An 18,790-nucleotide genomic window follows, 5' to 3' on the forward strand; every position below is an offset into this window, starting at 1 on the left:
AATGAAAAAAATTGCTCAAATAGCATTAATAATTTTGGCGGCTCTACCGATGGTAAAAGCTCAGGAATCGCCGAAAGAGGAGGATTTTTACAAGATTATCACCCCGCCGATTCCTGAGGGAATTGTATTGGAAGTGGGTGGTCTGACAAGTTTGCCAAACGGATCTCTGGGAATTTCAACACGTCGCGGAGATGTGTGGATCGTGGATAATCCAACGAGCCGCACGCCCTATTTCAGAAAATTCGCAACAGGTCTGCATGAAATTCTTGGTCTTGCTTACAAAGATGGTGTTTTGTATTGTGCACAACGTGGCGAGTTGACAAAACTGATTGACAAAAATGGGGATGGAAAAGCAGATGTTTATGAAACCGTTTATGCATGGCCATTATCGGGTCACTATCATGAATATTCTTTCGGTCCAAAAGTTGCACCGGACGGAAGCTTTTTCGTAAGTGGAAACGTAGCATTTGGTGACGAAGAATGGTGGAGAGGCGAAAGCCGTGTTCCTGGCCGTGGATGGATTTTCCGTATCACGCCTGATGGAAAGTTTGAGCCATACGCAACGGGAGTTCGTTCTCCTGCCGGTATCAGTATGTTGGCTGGCGAACTTTGGTATACAGACAATCAGGGTGACTGGATGGGAACAGGTGGTGTTTTTCCTGTGAAAAAAGGTGGATTTATGGGACATCCAGCCGGTTTGAAATGGGCTGAATTACCAAATTCTCCGGTTAAATTGACTGAAAAACAATTCTTCGCAGAACGTGATAACCGCAAAGAAAGGGATTCGAACGACCGCGCTATCAAACCTGAAAACACGCGTAACGAAACGCCTCAGTTCTTGTATCAGCTGAAAGAAAAATATCCGATGGTTCAGCTTCCTGCTGTTTGGTTGCCTTATGGTGTTCACGGAGTTTCTACTTCTGAATTGATTATGGATGAAACAAAAGGTGGTTTTGGTCCATTTACAGGTCAGGTTTTTGTAGGTGACCAGGGACAAAGTAATATCATGCGTCTGGTGCTTGAAAAAGTAAAAGGTGAATATCAGGGTGCTTCTATCGGTTTCCGCAGCGGATTCCAGTCGGGTGTTTTGCGTATGGCTTTTGATAAAGATGGTTCTATGTTCGTGGGTGAAACAAACCGCGGATGGGGTTCAGCTGGTGATGCAAATCAGGGCTTGCAGCGTTTGGTTTGGAATGGTAAAATGCCATTTGAAATGTATACTGTAAAAGCGCAGCCAGACGGTTTTGAAATTGAATTTACTATGCCGGTTGACCGCAAATCTGCGGAAGATCTTGATTCTTATAAAGTGAGCAGCTATTTGTACAAACACTATCCTGTATACGGAAGTCCTCCGATCAATACAGAAGAAGTGACTGTAAAAGGCGTGAAAGTATCAGAAGATGGCAAAAAAGTGAGAATCGTACTGGACGGAATGCGTCAGTATTTTGTTCATAAAATCCAGCTTGAAGGTGTACGTGCTGCCGGAAATTACTGGTCACTTGTTCACCCGGATGCTTATTACACATTAAACAACATTCCTGACGGCGAGAAATTGAAAGCCGCTGATTTGAAAACAACAAGATCAGGAAATGTAAAAGCAACAGAAGCAGCACCGGTAAAAGAACATATCTCTCCGGACGGAAAAGGAAAAGCTGCACCAGCGAAAACTGCCTCAGCTTCAAAAGCACCAACATGGGAAGAAGTTAAACCTTTACTGACAAAAAATACCTGTCTGGCTTGCCATGCAATGGATAAAAAAGTAGTGGGTCCTGCTTATGTTGATGTTGCGAAACGTAAATATACAAATCAGCAGATCGTTGATTTAATCTACGCTCCGAAGCCTGAAAACTGGCCTGATTTTGCAACACCAATGGCTCCAATGCCTCAGGTTCCAAAAGCAGATGCAATGAAAATTGCCGCCTGGATCAATTCCTTGGCAAAATAATAAGTCAAAAAAATATTTCGGCAGGCCACTTCTTATTGAGGTGGCCTGCTTTTTTTGTTTAAAATATTAAAACCTGATTCTCTAAAATTGACCCGAAATGCATTCTTTGGAAAACTAAACGTTTTTTTTGCAAAATTGCGTTACTAACAAATACATGATCAATCTATAATGTCTTCAAAAAGAAACAGATCGTTTACAAAGTCTGTAAAAGGCAAGGTGCTGCTGGGCTTCTTTGTGGCCGCCATAGCGCTCGGATCTTCATGGATTGTCAGTAAAATTGCATTTGAAAACATGCTGGAAAAGCTGGAAATTCTTTCTACGCCCAGCGAAAAATTGCGCATTGTAAACAAAGTTTTCAAGGATATTCTTTTGCTGGACCAACTGCAAAATGCACGGCCCCTTCCTGAAAAAGAAGATTCTATTAAGCAGCAATTTTTGAATCAGTCGGCGCAGCTTATCCGTACGCTGGATACGCTAAGTTTCTTTTGTCGCGATACACCATTGCAGGTAATACGCATTGATTCGATGAAAAGCATCCTCATCGCCCGCGACAGTATTTACAGTGATTATGTAAAAGTTAGATCCAAACTTGTAAATAATAAGGCACTTTCAGAAGAAGTACATAGCATTTCCGGACTTATCACGACCAAGAAAAAGAAGAAACCGGACAGCACTGTAATTACCACAGAAAGAAGAACTACCACCACGACAGTTTACACAGAACCAGTGGCTTCCGCAGCCCCTGAGGCAGAAAAAAAGGGATTTTTCAACCGCGTTTTTGGTAATAAAAAAGTAAAAACCGCACCGCCGGTTGTGGTGCCAAAGATTGTCAGAAAAGAAGAAGTTACATCACATATTGATACGCTGACCGTTGCGCGTGAAGACAGCACTATAGAACAGGTTGGCGTTGCGGTACAAGCCATTGAAAAATCCCAGCGTGCCCGAACAGATCGCTTTGTTAATCGTGAACATGAATTAACAACGGCTGGAAATGCGCTGGTGGGACAATTGCGAAATGTGATGCAGGAGGTTGAAGGTGAGATTGTTCGCCAGGCTAGTACGGATGGTTTGCAAACCCAAAATATGGTTGGAGAAAGTATCAATCAGATCGAATATATTATGATCGGATTTTTCTTTTTAACCGCTTTGCTGGCTTATTTTATTTTTACAGATATTACCCGAAGCAGCAAATACCGTTACGAACTTGAAGAAGCAAAAGAAGAAGCCGAGTATCACAGTATGGCAAAACAGCGGTTTTTGTCCAATATGAGTCATGAAATTAGGACACCGCTGCAATCGATTATCGGTTATGCAGAAGCACTGAAAAAAGAAGAAAAACCGAAAAAAGAAGATCTGGAAACACTTCATTCTGCATCGGAACATTTGTTATATCTGGTAAATGAAGTGCTGGATTACAGCAGGATTATTTCAGATCAATTCACTTTTGAAGAACGCACTTTTGCTATAACACCTTTACTTAACGAGGTAGTAAAAATGTTGAGTCCGACGGCCACTGCCAAATCTTTGGTTTTGTCTTTGGAAAATTCACTTGGTGCAGATGTGTATTTAAAAGGAGATCCATTCCGGCTTCGTCAGATCCTGTACAATTTGCTTACAAACGCCATCAAATTCACGGAAAAAGGTCAGGTAACGCTACGGGTTACGCACACGGAAATAAAAAATAATTACACTGTAAAATTTGAAGTTGAAGATACCGGAATCGGATTGTCAAAAGAGCAGGCAAACCGTGTTTTCAATCAGTTTGAACAGGCGGATCCTTCTATCGCCCGTCGTTTTGGAGGAACCGGTTTAGGATTGAGTATTGTAAAAGCGCTGGTGGATGCCATGGGCGGCACTATTGAAGTGAACAGTACATTAAATAAAGGAACAACATTTATTGTTAACACAGATTTTCCAAAAGGTGAAACACCGACAGGAATTACAGATAAATCACTGGAAAAAACTTACAACATTACCGGCAAAGTCTGGCTTGTAGATGATGATGCATTCATCCTAAAATGGTGTGCTTCGGTTTTGGAAAGCCATCATATTGCGCACGAATGTTTTTCATCAGCCGAAGAAGTTCTGGCGAGAGAATGGGACAACGAAGTTACCGTCGTGCTAACGGATATGCGTATGCCTGGCCTCAATGGTGCAGAATTATGCCAGCGTTTAAGAAAAGTAGCGGCGAAGTCTGTTAAAATTTATGTCCTGACGGCACAAGCGTTACCGGAAGAACAAAGTAATCTTTTGGAAATGGGATTTGACGGAATCTTAATGAAGCCGTTTCATGCTAATGAAATTCTGGATTTGTTACAGGCAAATTCGGATAATCAGCCGGTAAAAATTCCTGTCAATCCACCTGTTGTAAGTGCAGAAAAACTGTCAAGTGCCCCAGATTTTAGTGTTTTGGAAGAAATGACTTTTGGTGATGAAAGTTTGCTGAAAGAAATTTTAGAACAATTTGTAAAAGATACCCGGACTGATTTATCGCACTTGAAAGATTCTATATCTAATAATGATGTTGAAACCATTACAGAGATAGCGCATCGTTTATCGGGTCGTATTGGACAAATTGGAGCACCCGAAATCTCGGTCCAATTCCGAAAAATCGAAGTTTCACTTAGAGAAAACCCTGAAAGCATTTCAGCCTCCGAACTGAATGAAACAGTTGCAGAGGCTGATTTATTGATAGAACAGATTGACGAAAAGATTCTTTCTTATTCGATCTGATATTTTTCGATTTTATAGTAAAGTGTTTTGCGGTCAATGTTCAAAAGCTTCGCAGCCTTACTTTTATTGTAGCGGACATCCTGCAAAACTTTTTCGATCATTTCCTTTTCATGCGTCTCCTGTAATAATTTAAGATCGGAACCTCCCGGCAATTTTACGGGAGCGGCTGGTACTGCCTGCATCGAAGTGATCATTTCCTGAGGAAGTGATTTAAGATCCGCAATCTCTTCTTTTGATAAGAGCACAAGCCTTTTTATTACATTATTAAGTTCGCGCAAGTTACCAGGCCAGTCATATTTTTGAAAAATATCCATTACTTCCTTAGATATTTCACGAACATCCTTTCCTAATTCCTCATTCGCTTTATCAACAAAATGCTGAATAAATACTGCCAAGTCCTCCCCTCTTTCACGAAGCGCAGGTACCTGAATTTTAAACTCATTCAAGCGATGATAAAGATCTTCCCTGAAGTCGCCAGTTTGAGAAATCACCATTAAATCTTCATTTGTAGCAGCAATTAACCGGACATCAACCTTAACAGGATTTGTACTTCCAATTGGTACCACAATTCTTTCCTGCAATGCCCTGAGCAATTTTATCTGGACATCATATCCAAGATTACCAATTTCATCCAGGAACAATGTCCCGCCGTCAGCTGCTTCAAACTGACCAATTTTATCTTGTAGCGCTCCCGTAAAAGCACCTTTTTTATGTCCGAACAGTTCGCTGGCAGCCAGGTCTTTTGACAGTGATCCGCAATCTATGGCTACAAACGGACCCTCACTACGTTTACTCAAACGGTGGATTGATTTCGCTACATGTTCCTTACCCGTACCACTTTCACCCTGAATGATCACTGACATATCCGTTGGTGCCACTAAGCGAACGTACTCGTAAAGCTGTTTTGAAATCTTACTATTTCCCTCAATGAAATCAAGCGATTGCTTTTCAGGTTTCTTGGTTGTCTTTACAGAAACAGTTTCTTTTCTATTCAATGCCTCTTTCAAAACCATTAACAATTCTTCCGGATTGACTGGTTTCGTAATATAATCAAATGCACCGCTCTGCATAGCTGTCACGGCCGTCCTGATATCATTAAAGCTTGTCATGATCAATGCAGGCGTTCTGTTTCCTTCCTCTCTCAGCAATTTTAAAAGATCCAGGGAATTGCCATCAGGCAGTCGATAATCCAGCATCAATACGGCATACTCATTTGAAGTTCCCGCATTTGAACGTATCGCTTCTTTTGCTCCGGCTATTGTTGAGCAAACCTGCACTTCATGGCCATGCTTACCAAGAAAATTACTTAGCAGTTTAGAAAATGTAGTATCGTCTTCAACAAGGAGCAAGTGAGCCATAAGGCAAAAATGGATTAAGTATTAAAAATTTCTTTATCTAACGTTTTGCGGAAATGCAAAATTGCAAAAATTAACGCCAAAAAGCCGGAGAATATTTCTGCTTTTTGGCGTTTTCTTTCCTAAAACCTTTATTCAACCTTTCTGCCGTCTTTATCAAGATTAATTTTTGACATTTCGCTACCCTTTTTTACAATAATCTCGAAAAACTGAGTCTTGTCAGGCTTCGTTATTAGAAAGGCTTCGGTAATTTCCCATCCTGCATAAGCGCCTGCAGAAAGCGTAGACTTGATAGGTTCAGGCAAATCCTCTGGTTTTACAGACATCTTGTCTTGTACTAAAACTTCTACATTACTATTGGCTGTGGCATTAGCAAAAGATGAAGAAAGTAAAAATACCATTATTACAGCCATTATTAGTTTTTTCATGATCTTTTCAATTTTGTTCAACAATTATTTCAGGCTTTTTAATCTTTAGAATAACACAATAAAATCTCCGCCTATCTCCTGGAAAATTTAAGTAAATGTGACCAATATCGTTTTAAAACTACTGATAATAAGAAAGTTAGAATATATCACAGAATAAATCTTCATACCAGTATTTATAAGAAATTGTAATCAAGATAGAAATTATAAAATAAATTTGATATTTTATCACATTACCGTCTTTTAAATATCTTTTCCGGCCAACTACGATAGTTCTCAAAACAAAAAAAAATTATATTTTTTTATTTCAACCATTTATATAATTACAAATATTTTTATATATTTACATCGAAGTTTTTACCCGATTTTGTGTAGAACAAGTATTACTTCGGATTGAAATTGTAATCTATTGTGGTCTGATATACCGATTAAATATTCATTAACATTAAAATTTAAAAAATATTACATAAACTTTTACTCAACGTTATCTCAAAAATCTGTACTTTTTGGTACAAACATCAAAGACAAAAGCTTGGCATAATTTATACCGGGCTTTTATTTTTGATGTTTTTTTGTGTCTATTGACCCATCTTAAAAGAAAAAAGAACTGTCGATATTATATTACATAATCGCATTCATACACCAAGAAAGTCTTCTTCAAATTTCTCAATATTCTGACATTTTTTTCCTGACTCAGAGCGTCATTCTACCGTAAAATATTTTTTCAGTAAAAATTTCCAATTAAGTGTTAGTTTATTGTAGAAATTTTACTATGTTTATGATAGAATAAAATACTTAACGGAATGACACTAGTTTGATATTTCCAACCAGTAATTTAATTTTAGATAATACAATGGAATATTACCCTATATTGAAGATGTGAAGGCTTAAATTATAAATCAGATTACAAGTCCTTGCAGTAACCTTACCCACAATGCTGCCGGTATAGCTCATAACTTGCTGGCTTAAAATCTGGTCTGTAAAAACAAGCCCGGAACTCCACAATCATTAAAAGGTAGTAATAAGAAGAAGAGAAGGAAAATTAAAATATAGCCTGTACTACTGTCAAATGAGATAGTAATATTAATAAGATTTTCAACGATCTCATTGAAAGGATATATTCTAGTTAGGAAGGCAGTTTATGTCTTGACGATTCTAAGAATACCCATAAACATATTTCTCACCATTTATAGTACATTTTATGAAATGCACAACACTACTATCCCCCCGTCTTCACAGTCGCGGAAAATATGATAAATTCCGGGGACAAACCCTTCAGTCCTATTCATATTTCGAGTGTGGCTCGCCGCCAGTAATTCTTTAATTTCTTTTTTGATCGGCTTTTCTGTACCTAGGATAACGAGATTTTATCCTTGCGGGAGAACTATGCCTGATAATATAATGCGCTTTTACTAACTATTTCTCACTATATATTAATCCCGTTATGAACACTTCTATCTTCCGTATTCGGAGAGATATTATACACCGGCCTTCGTGTGTATCACTTCGTCATCATTTATTTATCAGTAAAGCGGTTTCTCTATATCCGTCGCTTGATAAGCTAAGGCTCACGTCATTTGGTATTCATTCTTTTACTTATCCAAAGGTCAAAGTTTTTCAATCCCTCTAATATAGAAACCATGAAATCATTTTCAAATTCAACCGCTTTCGCGAGAAGCAGGGCTTATGCCTGCTTTTTTGCTGTTTTGTATGTATTCTTTTCTGTGTTTGTATCCATCAATGCAATTGCACAGGTCAGCAGCGCAACATGTAATACGTACATGCCATTAACAGTTTCAGCATTTGGTAATCTGACGGTAACCTCCAGTCAATCGATTGTTTCGACAGATGAATTTTCGAACAAAAGCCGACTTACTGATGCCAATCTGACCACACCTTCGAACTTCGACTTTATTCTTGGAGGATCAGGATGGATTCAGGTGAAAGATAATAATGCTACTACTACCAACGTTTTCCCAAGTGGTTCATTTGCGGGATTTGCCGTTGGCAACGGCGCACTGTCATCAGCATTGGGAGCCGCTACAATAACAACCTATCTTGGAAATACTGAGCAGGAAAGCAAAACAACTACTTCGCTTGTTTCTGGTGAAATCACAGCCGGAATTTCCAAATTAGGGTTTTACACCACTAAGAGTTATGACAGAATACGTTTCACTTATTCAGGTCTTATTGCAGGCTCAGTAGACGTCTACTATGCGATAGTTGGTAATTTGTGTGCGGCTCCATCAAATGCACTTGCATGCAACACACCTACATTATTAGCTGCACCAACTTTTCCTGCAATTATTAACGTTGCAAATACAGGGGTATCAGGAATATCTGTCGGGTCCGTAAATAATGCAATTAATGCCGTTGACAACGATGCCGATTCTTATGCGGAAATTGCATTTTTGCTAAGTGTTGGCGGAAATGCAAGCCTTTCCGTGGCAGACTCCAAAACTAACTATCCGGCAGGAACCTATGCTGGTTTTGATATACAGAATACCTCTTTACTTCAGGCAAATGTTTTGGGAGGGTTAACGATTTCAACTTATAAAGACGGAAACACTACTGCCGAGGAGAGCTTTTCTGGTAGTAATCTGATATCACTATCGACTTCACTTCTTTCGGGAAATACACGTCAAAAAATTGGTTTTATAACGACAAAAGAATTTGATGAAGTAAAAATCACTTTGACACTTACCGGTGCAAATCTTGGAACAACAAGAATATATGGCGCTGTGTTTGAAACCTTCTGCGCCGGGCCTCAGTTGGTCTGTAATGTTCCTACCCACTTGACAGGCGGACTTGGTAATTTCCCTGTTTTTGTAAATGGACCCAATACAGGTGTTACAGGAGTTTCAGTAGGATCCGTAAATAATACAGATAATGCTATTGATACAGACCCCGCTACATATGCAGAGATTGCGCTCTTGGCAAGTGTAGCCGGATCGGGAAGCCTTTCAATAAGAGATGCTGTGACAACATATCCCGCAGGAACATTTGCCGGATTTGATATTAACAGCCCGGCACTTGTTGGTGCTTCCGTTTTAGGCGGACTGCGTATTGAAACGTACCTTAATGGGGTAGCAACAGGTGATTTCTTTGAAAATGGTACTGCGGCAGGAGCTTCTGCTCCATTATTAAGTGGAACTGGAAGACAGGTTGTCGGATTCCTTACCAAGCTTCCTTTTAATGAGGTAAAATTAAAGGTTAGCCAGACAGTCGGTGTAAATGTTGGTACAACACAAGTTTTCGGTGCTGTTTTCACAAGATTTTGTATTGCCGATCAACTTGCTTGTAATACCCTGACTAGTGTTACAAATCCGGGTTCTCCTGTTTTTGTCGATGGAAAGAATACTGGTATTAATTCTATTGCATGCGTGGCATGTACTGTTAACAATCCTGGTAATGTAATCGATAGTGACCCTGCAAATGCAGCGACTATTGTTATGGCGGCCGGTGTAGCAAGTTCAGGAAGTTTCGCTGTTGGTAATGCACTGGAAACTTTTTTACCTACTTCCTTCGCGGGCTTTGATGTAGAGACATCTACTTTGCTTTCAGCAGGTGTTCTAAGCACTGCTACTATTACTTTGTTCAATGACGGCTTGCCAGTTCAAACCGGCACGGGAAATGCTTTAATCGTCGGAGCTTCTACTGCACTTTTGACGGGAACCACTCGTCAAATTGTTGGTATAGTAGCCACAGTAAACTACGATGAAGTTAAAATCACTTTCAATCAGGTTGCAGGTGCCGATCTTGGTAACATAAAGATATATGGTGCCATTTTTGATAAATTATGTGCAGGAACAATTGCATGTAACAATAGTTACCTGCTTACCCAGCCTTCTTTCCCGGTGGTTATTAACTCGGCTAATACAGGCATTACAGGAGCTGTTTGTGCAGGTTGTACGATAGCTAATCCATGGAATGTTGTATCCGCGAGCAATTCTGATTTTTCCAGAGTTACAGTCGTAGCTAACGTTGGTGCTACTGCTTCTATCGCAGTAGTTAATCCTATTGATACATATCCAATTGGAACAGCAGCCGGATTTATTATCCGACCGGTAGGCAGCATTGCGCAGGTTGATTTGTTAAATTCAATCACAATTTCTACATATAACAACGGTACTTTCCAGGAATCAAGAACTGGTGGCGGTTTGCTAAATCTGGAACTGCTGGGTGTACTGACGGTAACAACTGGAACTCCTACAACCAATGTCAGCTTTATCGCTTCTAAGCCATTTGATGAAATAAGAATTGAATTCAGAGCGCTTGCCAGCGTAATTAACGAAAATGACGTTTATGGAGCTTTTGTAGATACCCGTACATCTCAGGGAGGTGGTGCTTTAAGTTGTAACATTGTCAAAAATCCTGATTTCAATGTAACACAAATCAATGTACCGGTTCCGGGTAATGTCAGCACAAATGATAAGGTACCAGCCGGAACCACTTACGGACCAACAGCCACTGCTGGTGGAAGCAACCCTGCCGGAGCGACATTTACATTGAATACTGATGGAACTTATACTTTCACGGCTACAACGGTTGGGGTTTATACTTATCAGGTACCTGTCTGTGTTCCTGACCTTGCTTGTACAGACGTTCCGTTGGTAATTACGGTTACTGATCCTACAAAAGTTACCAATAAACCCGTTGCTAACACTGATATTGCTGCTGTAACCGGTGCCGCTACAAGCCCTGGTTCAGTAACAATCAATGTTAAAGCAAACGATGGCCCCGGAAATACAGGTGGCGTCCTTGGTGATCCAACACCGACAACACCAGCACACGGTACCGTTTCGGTTGTTGCAGGAAATGTTGTTTACACACCAGCGGCCGGTTATTATGGCGAAGATTTATTTACTTATACAGTATGCGAAACGCCGGGAACTAACCTTTGCGCAACCGCTACCGTTTATGTAACAGTAAAACAACCGGGAGCTACAAACACAACTTATGCTGCTGATGATTATGTAAGCACTGCCGCGGGAATTACTGCTACTGGAAATGTTTCTACGAATGATACAGATCCTGAAGGTAACGGGCATAGCGTAACGACACAAAGCATTACCAACGCAAAAGGTGTTTTCAACCTGCTTGCTGACGGAAGCTTTACTTTCGTACCGGCAACAGGTGTAACAGGGCCAGTAGATTTTATCTATACAACTTGTGATAATGGATCGCCTTCGGCTTGTGCTACGGCTACATTGCATGTTTTGGTGTTAGCAGTTCCTGATTTGACCCCAACAATACAAATCAATGACCTTAGCATTGCGGCATCGGGAGGTTCCCTTGATTTCATTGTTAACCTTTATGAAATCCAGAATACTTCAACTGATTTGTCAAGAACAATTACTTTCCGGGTTTCCAAGCTTTCAGCTTTTGATATTACTTATCAAAATGTCAATACTACTTCAAATGTCGAAGGTGGTATCGTCAATGAAAATGAGAACTGGAATTTTTCAGACACCAATCCTAATTTCATAATCGTATCTTCCAAACCGAGTGTTAATATTCCTGCAAATGGAAGGGCAAAGATTGGCTTTAAGATTACTAGAAAAGCAAATGTACCATCGAATACCTCTCAAAATCTTACAGTGACAATTGTAGCGGAATCTGGTGGGGAAGTCGTATTCGAAAACAATATTGTAATTAGAACCATTACAGCCAATTAGTACTAATCTTAACATTTATATGATGAAAAAGATAATCTTAAAAACATTTCTTATTCTTAGCGTAGTAACGCTGGTCAATAAGGTTCAGGCTCAAGATGTTAGTATTAACCTACTGGCTAATCCGGGGTCCATCACTAAGGGAACTCAGGGAATTATACAAGTAACAGTTTGTAATAATGCTCCAAATAACGTTTTTGTTCCAATTGACATACTTCGTCCGCTAATATCTCTGACGGGTGCGTCAGTAACAATTTTAGGAATTAATACACAAACCAGTACTGCTGGATGGACAATCGTTTCAAATACCGGAACCGCTATTACTCTGGCTAATACAACTGCAACATTTGGCCCATCTGATTGTAGTGTTCTTAATTTAATTGTCTCTGGTGATGAAGTTGGCGGACCTTGGACAGTAACAGGAAGCTTAGGTTTTAATGGACCGCAAACAACCGGCAACCAAACTGGGAATGATAACACTACAACCAGTATTGCGGTTAGCTCCGCTCTCCCAGTCACCCTAACCTCCTTCACAGCTACAAAAGAAGGCCAAATGGCTCAATTGAAATGGTCAACAACGGCGGAAACTAACAGTGACCGTTTCGAAATTGAAAGAAGTCAAAATGGTAAAAGCTGGGATTTGATCGGAACGCAGAAATCTAACGGTGAAAGTACTACGCTGAAAAACTACACTTTTTCAGATGCTAAACCGCTGAATGGAGAAAACCTGTACCGTCTGAAAATGATCGATAAAGATGCTACTTTTGCTTACAGCAGAATTCAGTCCCTGACCTTTGCAGGTGATCTTGTAACCTCTTTCTATCCTAACCCGGTCGCTGAAAAACTAATCATTAAAACAGATGATTTTAGCCTTGTGAAAAACGTCAAAATCTTTGACGCCAACGGACGAACAGTATATCAATCTTCCGCTACACCAAGCAGTGAAATCAACGTACAAAACCTGTCGGCAGGCTTGTATGTAGTTCAAATGATGAGCAAAAGCGGCGCGGTAATTTCCCATAAAGTAGTTAAACAATAAACATAACAAGAAGATAAAGCACTATACACAAAAGCCTCTGGATTTATTCCAGGGGCTTTTTTATGCACATAGTAACCGTTAATCATAAAATAGAAACATGATAAATAGTAAATAAATTATACCTTTTTTACTATTGATTGATCTAAAGACAATTTACAGGCGTAGGTTTTTCAAATAATCTTTCGACGGGCGAAAGGAAAATCGTAACCTTTAATTGCTATGATCAAAAATAAAATTTCACCAAACGATTCTGAAAAGGACGGACAAAAATCAGTTCTGAACAGACGACTGTTTTTGCGCTCAGCAGGTGTTGCAACAGCAGTGGGTACACTTGCATTAGGAGCTTGTAAAAATGACGATGATGATAATGTAACTCCCGTTGATGGAGCAACTGTTGACCTTGGCTCAGGTGATGTAGGAATTCTAAACTACGCCTATGCGCTGGAACAATTGGAAGCTGCATTCTACGAACAAGTTGTAAAAACGCCTTACACTGGAATCACAGCTGCTGAAACTACAATTCTTACAGATATCCGCGATCACGAAGTTATCCACAGAGATTTTTTCAAAGCCGCTTTAACAGCAGCTGCCCCTACACAGATCATTCCCGCACTTGAAGTTGATTTTTCAAAAATTGATTTCACAAGTCGTGCGGCAGTTCTTGGCGCAGCAAAACTTTTTGAAGATACCGGAGTTGCAGCATACAATGGTGCAGGTAAATTTATTAAAGATGCAAACTACCTGTTAATTGCTGGGAAAATTGTTTCAGTTGAAGCCCGTCATGCAGCTGCGATCAGCGATTTGCTGACACCGAAAACAGCTGATTTTGCAAGCGATACGCAAATCGATTCAAATGGTTTAGATAAAGCAACAGCTTCTGCAACTATTCTTGCTGCCGTTCAGCCTTACGTAAAAACCAAGATTAGCGGAGCTAACTTACCTAAATAATTTTCCAACAGACTTCAACTTTTGACCGATATGGACATTTTCAAAATATTAGATGAAATTCAAAAAATAGATGGTGATTCAATGGGCCGTTTGGAACATGCTACACGCCGTCATTTTATGAACAGAATCGGAAGCAAAATTGCTTCTGTGGCTGTACCAACAGCTTTTGCTTCGATCGTTAACAAGGCATATGCCCAGTCGGCCGGTGCTATTGATATTTTAAACTTTGCTTTGACACTTGAATATCTTGAAGATGGATTTTACCAAACTGCTAATGCTGCGGCTGGTTTAATTCCTTCTACCGATAAAGCAATTTTTACACAAATTGGTAAACATGAAACTCAGCACGTTGCTTTCCTTAAAGGCGCATTAGGTGCAAAAGCGGTAGCAAAGCCAACTTTTGATTTTACAGGAAAAGGTGCTTTTGCAACAGTGTTTACAGATTATAATACATTTCTTACCGTTTCACATGCTTTGGAAGATACTGGCGTAAGAGCGTATAAAGGTCAGGCTGGCGGTTTAATGGGCGATCCTGATTTGTTACAATATGCTTTGCAGGTACATTCAGTGGAAGCACGTCACGCATCGATTGTCCGTAAACTGCTTGGTGCTGCTACCGGTAATGCTGCAATAAAATCTTGGATCACAAATGCAGACGGCGCACCAGCACCAGTTTATGCAGGAGAAGATAACAAAACACAAGGTGGTGTAAACTTAACCGGCTTGTCAGGAAAATCGGATGCGGCTATTACTGAGGCATTTGATGAACCGCTTACAAAAGATCAGGTACTTACCATTGCAGGTCTTTTCTTGTAAAATTGAAAAATTGAACCAGTAAATCCCTTCCTGTTGAACATATACATGCACTAACAGTGAGAATGAAAGTTCAAATCAGTGAAACACGCTATTTCTTGAATCGCAAGGCCATCCTTAGGTAGGATGGCCTTTTTTTGAGTAATTTTCAGGGAATGATGACTTTTAATAACGAGGTTTGTTATAAATTGACCTTGTAATTTTTATAGTTAGTATCCCATTCTATGAAGTCATATTTTAACAGACGAGGTTTCCTGAAAAAAACCAGTCTTGCCGCCATAGCTACTACATTGGGTAGTGAAATCGTTTTTGCAGACAAATTACCCAGAAAATATCTTCCTATTGCGTTAGGTGAAAAAGACGCGTTAAAAGGAAAAAATACTGACATGATCGTTCAGGGTGATAAACCATGGAATGTTGAATCTCCTCTGAACTTGCTAGACGACCGTGTTACTCCGGTTGATAAAATGTTTATCCGGAATAATGGGTTGATTCCCGAGGAAATTGATGTAAAGAATTGGACATTAATCATTGATGGAGAGTCCGTCATAGCTCCAAAAACTTATACTTTTGAAGAATTAAAAAAGAAATTCAAACATTATACTTACCAACTTACACTTGAATGTGGTGGAAACGGCCGTTCAGGCTACTATCCTGCCGCATCCGGAAATCAATGGGGACAAGGCGCCGTGCATTGTGCAGAATGGACTGGTGTAAAATTGAAGGATATTTTAAAAGATGTAGGTATTAAAAGTGATGCAGTTTATATCGGCTATCATGGCAAAGATCTGCATTTGAGCAAAGATCCGAAAAAAGAAGCTATTTCAAGAGGCGTGCCTATTGCCAAGGCTATGGAAGACGAAACTTTAATCGCCTGGCAATTGAATGGAAAAGATATTCCTGAATTTCATGGTTATCCATTACGTCTGGTTATCGGTGGATGGCCGGCTTCGGTTTCAGGAAAATGGCTGAGCAGGATTTCTGTGCGGAATAAAGTACATGACGGAGCCAAAATGGAAGGGCATAGCTACAAAATGCCAAAAAATCCGGTTCCTCCCGGAACAGAACTTCCTACAACGGATGAATTTTTCAGGATCATCGAATCCATGCCTGTTAAATCGATCATAACTTTTCCAAAAACAGGTGCGGTAATTACTTCCGGAGAAAATCTACCCTTACGCGGGCATGCCTGGGCGGGTGATCAATCTGTTAAAAAGGTGGAAGTTTCGATAGATTTTGGTGCGACCTGGCAGAGTTGTAAACTTGAAGCGCCTGTGAATCGACTTGCATGGCAACATTGGAATACCAACATTAAATTTCCTGTGAAAGGTTATTACGAAGTCTGGGTGAAAGCTACGGATGATTCCGGCGTTTCTCAACCCATGGTAATTCCTTCCTGGAATCCGGGTGGATATCTTAACAATGCATGTGAAAGAATTGCAGTGAAAGTAAGTTAAGAATCAGATTATGAAAAATTCGTCCAATCAAATAAAGCTTACACTTATCGTTTTCTTTTCCCTGGGAATCATATTCAGCTCTTTTCGTCAGGAAACTGAAAATTCTATAAATGAAAGTTTGAAGGAAAATTTTCTGCCTTCAAATCCATTTGTTATACTTTCAGATACAACAAAAAAAGATCCTGAAACAGGCTTGATCGTTGATGAAAACTTATACATGGTGAAAGCGCAATGTACGGGTTGCCATTCAACAAAACTGATTATAGCCAATCATTTTACAAGAGATGGCTGGAAACAAAAAATTCGCTGGATGCAGGCGAATCATAACTTGTGGGAATTGGGTGATACTGAAAAACAGGTTCTGGATTATCTTGAAAAGAATTACGCACCCCAACAAATGGTTTCGCGACGTGCTCCACTGAAAGATATTAAGTGGTACGATTTAAAATTAAATTAGTTAATCAGCAAAAATTTCGCCGACTGGCATTTCAAATCCTGGCAAAACAGATGACGTCAAAACTTCTTCTTCAATTAAAGGTTTTAAACCGATAAAAATGCCGGATTCGTTAAGCACGTAAACAAAAATCGCTTTTTCAGTAGAATTAACCAGCCAATATTCTTTAACACCGTTTTCCTGATAAACTTCGAATTTATCTTTCATTTCCTTTTTAGAATTGCCGGGAGAAAGAATTTCAATAATTAAATCCGGCGCACCATTACAACCTTGGTCATCCAGTTTTTCAAGATCACAAATTACAGAAATGTCCGGCTGTACCACGGTATAAACCTGATCTGGTTTGGCGTTTCGTTTTAATGGAGTAAGGCGAACGTCAAAGGGAGCCATGTAAACTTTGCAGCTATCGTTTTGTAAATAGTTATAAAGTCTGTTACCAATTTTGAAAGAAATATCCTGATGTCTTCTTGCCGGCGCAGGAGACATCTTAAAAATCTTTCCTTTTATTATTTCCAGACGCTCCTCAAATGTCCATTGAAGATAATCTGCATAGGTATAAGTGCCGGCAAGATCCAGTTGGTCAATTGTCATAAGCTGTGCGTTGAATTTTAAAAGCATTTATTCAAAGATAAAACAAATAAGATAAAGTCTCCGATCACAAAGTATTGCTTACCTTTAACCTTTCAACTTATTCTTATTATTTACGCGTGCGCTTCTGTAAAGTAACAACATCCCGAGTACTAATACATTACCTGATTGCCATCCTTTTGTTGCCTGGCTTATTATCTTTTCAAAAAAGAGAATATCTTACAGAAAGAGAAAAACAGGACATTCCAAAATCCAGTAATTTACCGAATCCGTTAAAAGCCGAGGTAATTGGAATTCAGGATGGAGATACCATTGAATTGAAATTTATTTTTGATGGAAAAAAGGCAGGTCTGCGCCAGGGAAAACCGGTAAGAATCCGTTTTTTGCATATTAATTCTCCCGAACGAGGAAAACCGTTTTATAAAGTGGCGAAACAATATACTTCCGAAAGATGTTTTCGTAAGATTGTAAACATAAAACATACAGGCGAATTTGACCGCTACGGACGTCTTTTAGGGGAAGTGATTTTACCAAACGGATCCGTACTGAATAAGGAACTTGTAAAAAAAGGATTGGCGATTCACTTCAAGAAATATTCAAACAGTATTGAATATGCTAATCTTGAAATTGACGCACAAAAGAAAAAACTGGGTATCTGGAGTATACAATAATAAGATCAGGAAATGAGTTCAGCAGCACTTTTTCAAATTTTATATCAAAACGAAACACTTTTCCAATTGCAGGAAGATGTAGTTGTCCGTTTGGAAGAAAAAGAGGTAGTTCCTGAAATTATCCCGGCTAAAATTGAAGTGCCGGCAGCTACCCCAGTGAGGGAAATAATACCTCAACCTGTTGTAAAAGTCAATATTGAAACTACTAAGCCCGTTGCTCCTATTGTTCAGTTTCCGGTGCTTAACCATAAGGTTTTGATATTAATTGACGAACCAAAACAGAAGGAAATGCTGGTTTCAGAAGCTTTGTTCCTTGATAATATTTTAAAGGCAGTCGGGCAATCTTCCGAAAATTCCGACATTCTCAATTTCAGCTTTTTATCCGGTCCGGATGCCAGAAATGTGCTTGCGGAAAAACGGATTAATTACTTCATAACCTTCGGCGTTCCTTTGATCAAGCTCCGGCTCGATCTGCTTCTTCCACCTTATACACCCAAACAAGTAGAAGGAATCTGGTTTCTCCTGACCGACCCGCTGGCCGTTATCGAAGCTGATGTTGTGTTGAAAAAGAAACTTTGGACTGCATTGAAACAGATGTTCCCAAAGACCTAATTCACAGCGCTTTACTTATTAAAAAAACCGGTCATCACAATAATATTGGCAATTTCTCAGTTTTGATGGATACTT

13 protein-coding genes are annotated in these 18,790 nt (G+C 39.6%); 10 read left to right on the plus strand and 3 right to left on the minus strand.

Features of this window, described 5'->3' with window-relative positions; genetic code table 11:
- Position 1 precedes the first annotated feature (1 nt).
- Entirely contained in the window at positions 2–1,945 is a 1,944-nt protein-coding gene (locus IEE83_RS25105) for a c-type cytochrome (protein ID WP_194123207.1), read from the plus strand.
- Between the two features lie 168 nt (positions 1,946–2,113).
- Positions 2,114–4,678 (plus strand): ATP-binding protein, encoded by a 2,565-nt coding sequence (locus tag IEE83_RS25110; protein WP_194123208.1) that lies wholly within the window; start codon positions 2,114–2,116, stop codon positions 4,676–4,678.
- Here IEE83_RS25110 and IEE83_RS25115 read toward each other — a convergent pair.
- Together IEE83_RS25115 and IEE83_RS25120 are read right to left on the minus strand one after the other, a co-directional pair.
- Positions 4,666–6,036: a sigma-54-dependent transcriptional regulator gene (locus tag IEE83_RS25115; protein ID WP_194123209.1), complete on the minus strand. Its 1,371-nt coding sequence runs from the start codon at positions 6,034–6,036 to the stop codon at positions 4,666–4,668. The two genes, IEE83_RS25110 and IEE83_RS25115, sit on opposite strands and share 13 nt — an antisense overlap.
- Positions 6,037–6,164: 128 nt before the next feature.
- Positions 6,165–6,461, minus strand: a complete 297-nt coding sequence (locus tag IEE83_RS25120) for a hypothetical protein (protein WP_228101970.1) — start codon at positions 6,459–6,461, stop codon at positions 6,165–6,167.
- A 1,637-nt stretch (positions 6,462–8,098) separates the two neighbouring features.
- Between IEE83_RS25120 and IEE83_RS25125 the strand changes: the two genes are divergently transcribed.
- The 6 genes from IEE83_RS25125 to IEE83_RS25150 all read left to right on the plus strand — a co-directional run bounded on the left by IEE83_RS25125 (position 8,099) and on the right by IEE83_RS25150 (position 16,847).
- Positions 8,099–12,136 carry a beta strand repeat-containing protein gene (locus tag IEE83_RS25125; RefSeq protein WP_194123210.1) on the plus strand — a complete coding sequence of 1,346 codons (4,038 nt, stop codon included), beginning with the start codon at positions 8,099–8,101 and terminating at the stop codon, positions 12,134–12,136.
- 19 nt (positions 12,137–12,155) lie between these two features.
- Positions 12,156–13,172 carry a T9SS type A sorting domain-containing protein gene (locus IEE83_RS25130; protein WP_194123211.1) on the plus strand — a complete coding sequence of 339 codons (1,017 nt, stop codon included), beginning with the start codon at positions 12,156–12,158 and terminating at the stop codon, positions 13,170–13,172.
- Between the two features lie 219 nt (positions 13,173–13,391).
- A complete protein-coding gene (locus IEE83_RS25135) occupies positions 13,392–14,120 on the plus strand; it encodes a ferritin-like domain-containing protein (protein ID WP_194123212.1) in 729 nt (242 codons plus the stop codon).
- Between the two features lie 30 nt (positions 14,121–14,150).
- On the plus strand, positions 14,151–14,936 hold the full coding sequence (locus IEE83_RS25140; RefSeq protein ID WP_194123213.1) for a ferritin-like domain-containing protein: 786 nt from the start codon (positions 14,151–14,153) through the stop codon (positions 14,934–14,936).
- Positions 14,937–15,157: 221 nt separating this feature from the next.
- Positions 15,158–16,390: a sulfite oxidase gene (locus tag IEE83_RS25145; protein WP_194123214.1), complete on the plus strand. Its 1,233-nt coding sequence runs from the start codon at positions 15,158–15,160 to the stop codon at positions 16,388–16,390.
- A 10-nt stretch (positions 16,391–16,400) separates the two neighbouring features.
- Positions 16,401–16,847: a hypothetical protein gene (locus IEE83_RS25150; RefSeq protein ID WP_194123215.1), complete on the plus strand. Its 447-nt coding sequence runs from the start codon at positions 16,401–16,403 to the stop codon at positions 16,845–16,847.
- Here IEE83_RS25150 and IEE83_RS25155 read toward each other — a convergent pair whose 3' ends face one another.
- The gene (locus IEE83_RS25155) at positions 16,848–17,435 is read right to left on the minus strand and encodes a Uma2 family endonuclease (protein ID WP_228101971.1); all 588 of its coding nucleotides are present in this window, start codon (positions 17,433–17,435) and stop codon (positions 16,848–16,850) included.
- Between the two features lie 116 nt (positions 17,436–17,551).
- On the opposite strand from IEE83_RS25155, the gene IEE83_RS25160 reads away from it, so the two are divergent.
- Complete coding sequence (locus IEE83_RS25160; RefSeq protein ID WP_310588569.1) at positions 17,552–18,103, plus strand: thermonuclease family protein; 552 nt, start codon at positions 17,552–17,554, stop codon at positions 18,101–18,103.
- A 12-nt stretch (positions 18,104–18,115) separates the two neighbouring features.
- Positions 18,116–18,715, plus strand: a complete 600-nt coding sequence (locus IEE83_RS25165; protein ID WP_194123217.1) for a hypothetical protein — start codon at positions 18,116–18,118, stop codon at positions 18,713–18,715.
- The last annotated feature ends 75 nt before the right edge of the window (positions 18,716–18,790 follow it).

The sequence above is a fragment of the Dyadobacter subterraneus genome (assembly GCF_015221875.1).
GTDB lineage: Bacteria > Bacteroidota > Bacteroidia > Cytophagales > Spirosomataceae > Dyadobacter > Dyadobacter subterraneus.